Genomic DNA, 4,479 nt, shown 5'->3' with positions numbered 1-4,479 from the left:
TTAAGAGTATCAATTTTTTACTTTTTTACTTGGTTTAAAATCTGGATCACCAGATTGCCAGTAAAAAAATGAAAACATATTTGAAAAGTTATTCAGAGCTTTAGTCAAAGCAACACCTCCACCGTGACCTCCGTCAAATTCAGTCAAGAACAAGATAGGTGAGTTACCTGAATTATCATGTTGCATTTTTGCAGCAAATTTTGCAGGCTACCAAGCGATGACGCGAGGGTCATAAATACCTGCTTTAATTAGCGTGGCATGATAATCTGTGCTTGGCTCTAATTGATGGTAGGAGTCCATTTCTAACAATCCTTTAAACTCTTCTGGATCCTTAACTGTTCCGAACTCAGGAGTATTTACAGGACCATTTGGCATTTCCTCCATTCTTACTGTATTCATAGCACTAACCATTGGAGCCGTTGCCACAAAAAGATCAGGTCGTTCCGTAATAGCTACTTTATCTCCCTAGATCGTAGGACTAATTGAATTTACAGTTTACGTTTTACCTTCTTCTTTTTTGTAGGCGGTTGGATCAAAAAACAAAACTTCTTTGCCTTTACATCCATTGCGTTTGTACATCTTACTAATTTCTTCTCCAGGAACTCTTTTTGAATAAAAATAGGTATTATCATCTGTAATTTGCAGACTACTTATGGATTCAGATGTTCTATTTATCAGTTCCATCATTTTATCAAGCATTGCTTTTTTTCCTGATATGTTATCGAGTATGGAATTAGCATAATTCGCATTCTCCTTCATCCACATCACGACACCAGGATCGTCTAAATCTTCCAAAAACGGATATGGATCATTTAGGGAAGTGCCAAAATAGGTATTAGTTACATTTTTCTGCTGGAGCGGTTCGGGCTTTGCAAATCCTTGGGAAAAGGCTATAAACGGTGTCGCAAATAGCAGGACATAAAAAATTTTTTTCATAATTTCAGAATTAATACGTAAGTAAAATGCAACTCATCAATATCTGGGGCGCTTGTTCCAAGATACAAAAAAAACCGAAATAATCCGCGCTTTCGTACCTTCTAAAATAATATAGTTGTTTGTAAGTCAGTATAATAGGGGTAAAAATGGAGTTTTTAACAGCAACCTATTCTTTATGTATTGTAGAACTGGCAATAGTAGAAATGTTTGGAGCGATCTGCTCTTCAATCGTAATTATCGCTAATGAGTTCTAACGAAATATTCTGTCGAAGAGTCTTATTGCTACTGGCGGATTGGCTTTTTTCAAATGAAGCAACGTTTTGCGTGTGGTTTCTTACGTGTTTTAAGTAATTAATTTAGTAAAGACAATCCAAATAGTAACCAAGTTAGCTACCATGACGCTATTGCGTTCGGTAAGCTTGTTTTGCTCGTGCCATAAATAGGCTAGAATTTGCGCTGAATTGTGTTAGGGTGGTGGTTTTGTTATTTCCTCTTTTTTAGTTCTGTATTGCCAGCACTATCATTATTTTTAGTTTCTAATCAAAGCTGCCCTTTATCTTCTGGTCAAGTTGAAAGCATAATGCGTGCTTTATGTTTAGGGATTCACAATCTAAGTAGGATCTGGAGTCATTGGATGTTTGACTAATAGTAGATTTTAACGTGGCATAAGAGACACACATCACATAGTAAAGTGGTGTACCTGTAACTTTAAAAGTTCAAAATCATATACTTTCCCCATGGTGGTAGGATGTAAATTTTATCCAGGAGTTACTTTAAGCTGACCGAATTTCATTCCTGTTGTTCAGATAATAAAGACTGCTTATTCTGTTGTTATAACTGCGTTTAAGAAGCTTCCTTTCGACATATAGGTTCGAGGTATTTAGGAAAAAATGAGGCGCTATATTCATCGTGATTAGGATGCTTTGTACAAACGATAAATTCAGTACTTCCCTCTCTGAGCGCTACAAATGTACTTGCTATATTATCGTCAATAACTTTGCAATCCAACCTGCTTTCTTTGCAAGTATGCAGTATTGCTGTTGCAATTAAAGTTTTATCAGTATTCTTATTGTTTATTGCTATCATTTGATCTGTTTCTTGTGTTAGATTCCTCTACTGTTGTTTTTGTTTTGTCTTATGAATTCTAGAAATCAAAATTCCTAATAGAAAAACTGATGCTACTATGTTTCCTGTTTTTTTGTTCTTGTGATAATGAAGTTCAACGTTAGGTCTATTTTTTTACGCATGGTTTAGTAACTAAGGTATAAAACCGATCATAGATCGTAAATGTCCGCGTCCCGATGCTTTCGGATTCTCAATTAGGCGAGGACCAGGAGGAAATTTAATATTATTTGACTGGTACTTATTTGTTCTATTTTTTTTAAATACTTTTTTTAAATAAATTGATAAAAGGCTATTTAGATTTCCCAAATAGCCTTTTATTCTTATTTACTTCATTTTCCGTTCTGGACAGTAAGTTATCCGTTATTGCGGTCATCTCCTGGTCTCGGGGACTTGAATACATCCTTTCCCTCTTTTCTATACTCCACTACTTGTCCCTTGATAAATTCACGGAATTCGCTGTTGCTCTGACCATCTTGTTTGGAGAATTCAGCAACTGTCTTGGTTATTCCTCTTGACTTGGTGTTTAAATATGTTGTACTCATTTGTATGTGTTTTAATTATTAATTTGCAATTTCCAATTTAAATAGTAGGAATTTATTAATACTGTCTTAAAATCAAGAGATTAACTTTAACATTGCTGTACTTTTTTAAGGTTTTTCTTGAAATAATACTACTTCAAAAAGATTGAAGAGGGCAAAATAACTACGGGAGAATTTTAGGTTTTTATCATAAGCACTTCTCAGAGAAAAATTCTTTTTTTATTAAGGTTTTGGCTGAGTTTATGGTTGTCTTTGGCGCTTGTAGTTATGAAAATCACAAAGTTTATAAAATACGGCATTTTCAAGTATTAAAGTTTCAATTTCAAGTGTGTGTAATTCTATTTCTAAGACGAGTTGAGGGTTCTCGTCTTAGTTCGGTGCTATATTCTGTGGTCTGGTAACATAAAAATTGATTTACTACTCTAACACAAAGTACTTATCAGACTTTACACGGTTGTGGTTTACGTTGTATGGAAGTAAGAAGTGTTCGTTTACAAGATTTCGATTTTGACAAACGGTAACTCAACGTGTTGCAGGAAAAGAGTAAGAAATACCGTTACAGAAAACTATCCAAACATTTGATTCGGAGGATTAAAAAAACAGATCAACGCTGAAAAGCTAAAAACCTAGCTTTCAACGGTCAACTAGATAATATAACAGGCGGAGGTAAGTTTTTGTTCCCAGTTAAAGATACTGTCTACAGTTTTTAGAGTAAAATACTGCGAGAAAATCAAAACTCTAAGTCCTGATAATTATACAAGAGTCAAGAAACAACTTTGGGAGAAACAGTGGGTTGTTTTTACCAAAAAGCTTTTTGGGAGTCCAAAATCAGTGGTGGAATATCTGGGAAGATATACTCAAAAAATAGCCATTAGCAACAACCGAATAAAAAGCATTGATGATCAAAATGTAAGTTTTCATTACAAAGATTACCGCCAGAACGGGCAACGCAAAAGCATGACCCTCAAGCACGAGGAATTTATCCGCCGTTTTGCGCTTCATATTTTGCCCAAGGGTTTTGTAAAAATACGGCATTATGGTTTTTTGAGTAGCAATTGGAAACGAGAGAAATTAAAGATTTTACAAGAATAACTAAAAGTAAAACCCCAAATAAAAGTAGCCAAAGAATCGAAAATCAGAAAGTGCCAATGTTGTAAAATGGTGAATTTGCACACTATTTTGGTGTTTGACCAAAGGGGGCCGCCTGCTCGCTATCTTGGTATTAGCCAAAGAGCTGCTCCCTGCAAAAAATAGTTTTGTGGGTAGGGCACGTATGCGATGATGTGAAGAAAAACACGATAAAAACAGCCTACTTTACGGCTAAAATAAAAAGAGGACGCTTTGTCCTCTTGAATTACCTAAACTTGTTTATCGATATCACCATTGTGGCGGAAGTAGAGCGGTTCCGTTCAACCGCGGGTTCATTGTTGGCTTTTCAAGCCCAACGAACCCTTATCCGTTAGCTGACGTTTTTTTTCTTCATTATCATTGGCGTAATTATTATTCCAATCATTCCTGAAGCAATCAGACTTACAATTAAATTTCCAATGAGCTTTGATTTTTCTCCAATGTTTATTTTTAATGCAAAAACTGAAAGAGTTATTACTCCAACAATCAGCCAATATTTTATATTTATTTTTGTTTTTATGTTTTCCACTTTTGGTAGTTGATAAATTGCATAAGCAATTACAATTCCACCAATTAAAGTACTCGAATGTTGTAATATTTTCAGATACTTAATTTGCTTTCCAAAAATTTCAAAAGAATTTGATAATTGAGAAAAATGCTTAACGAAAAGTATCCACCCGAGCAACTACATATTGTTTAGTTCAGTAAGATTAATGATAGGAGCGTAATGTTACAATGATTTAGATTCCGC

At 34.7% G+C, this 4,479-nt stretch carries 7 protein-coding genes and 1 pseudogene; 2 read left to right on the top strand and 6 right to left on the bottom strand.

What is annotated here, in order from left to right:
- Window positions 1-9: 9 nt before the first annotated feature.
- The 5 genes from A3SG_RS21760 to A3SG_RS0117530 all read right to left on the bottom strand — a co-directional run bounded on the left by A3SG_RS21760 (window position 10) and on the right by A3SG_RS0117530 (window position 2,603).
- The gene (locus A3SG_RS21760; protein ID WP_016991302.1) at window positions 10-186 is read right to left on the bottom strand and encodes a hypothetical protein; all 177 of its coding nucleotides are present in this window, start codon (window positions 184-186) and stop codon (window positions 10-12) included.
- Window positions 187-207: 21 nt separating this feature from the next.
- Entirely contained in the window at window positions 208-450 is a 243-nt protein-coding gene (locus A3SG_RS0117540; protein ID WP_410501007.1) for a hypothetical protein, read from the bottom strand.
- A gap of 45 nt (window positions 451-495) precedes the next feature.
- Window positions 496-936, bottom strand: a complete 441-nt coding sequence (locus A3SG_RS0117535) for a hypothetical protein (protein WP_016991300.1) — start codon at window positions 934-936, stop codon at window positions 496-498.
- An 843-nt stretch (window positions 937-1,779) separates the two neighbouring features.
- The gene (locus A3SG_RS21755; protein WP_016991299.1) at window positions 1,780-2,022 is read right to left on the bottom strand and encodes a hypothetical protein; all 243 of its coding nucleotides are present in this window, start codon (window positions 2,020-2,022) and stop codon (window positions 1,780-1,782) included.
- Window positions 2,023-2,414: 392 nt separating this feature from the next.
- Window positions 2,415-2,603: a hypothetical protein gene (locus tag A3SG_RS0117530; protein WP_016991298.1), complete on the bottom strand. Its 189-nt coding sequence runs from the start codon at window positions 2,601-2,603 to the stop codon at window positions 2,415-2,417.
- A gap of 632 nt (window positions 2,604-3,235) precedes the next feature.
- Between A3SG_RS0117530 and A3SG_RS21405 the strand changes: the two are divergent.
- Window positions 3,236-3,854: pseudogene (locus tag A3SG_RS21405) on the top strand (transposase); the annotation flags it as partial.
- 2 nt (window positions 3,855-3,856) lie between these two features.
- Window positions 3,857-4,063: a hypothetical protein gene (locus A3SG_RS0117520; RefSeq protein WP_232226421.1), complete on the top strand. Its 207-nt coding sequence runs from the start codon at window positions 3,857-3,859 to the stop codon at window positions 4,061-4,063.
- Here A3SG_RS0117520 and A3SG_RS20340 read toward each other — a convergent pair.
- Window positions 4,060-4,413 carry a DUF4184 family protein gene (locus A3SG_RS20340; RefSeq protein ID WP_016991295.1) on the bottom strand — a complete coding sequence of 118 codons (354 nt, stop codon included), beginning with the start codon at window positions 4,411-4,413 and terminating at the stop codon, window positions 4,060-4,062. The two genes, A3SG_RS0117520 and A3SG_RS20340, sit on opposite strands and share 4 nt — an antisense overlap.
- Window positions 4,414-4,479 lie beyond the last annotated feature (66 nt).

This window comes from Flavobacterium sp. ACAM 123 (assembly GCF_000264055.1).
Taxonomy (GTDB): domain Bacteria; phylum Bacteroidota; class Bacteroidia; order Flavobacteriales; family Flavobacteriaceae; genus Flavobacterium.
Note: the sequence above shows the minus strand (reverse complement) of the source record. Positions and strands in the feature narration are given on the sequence as shown.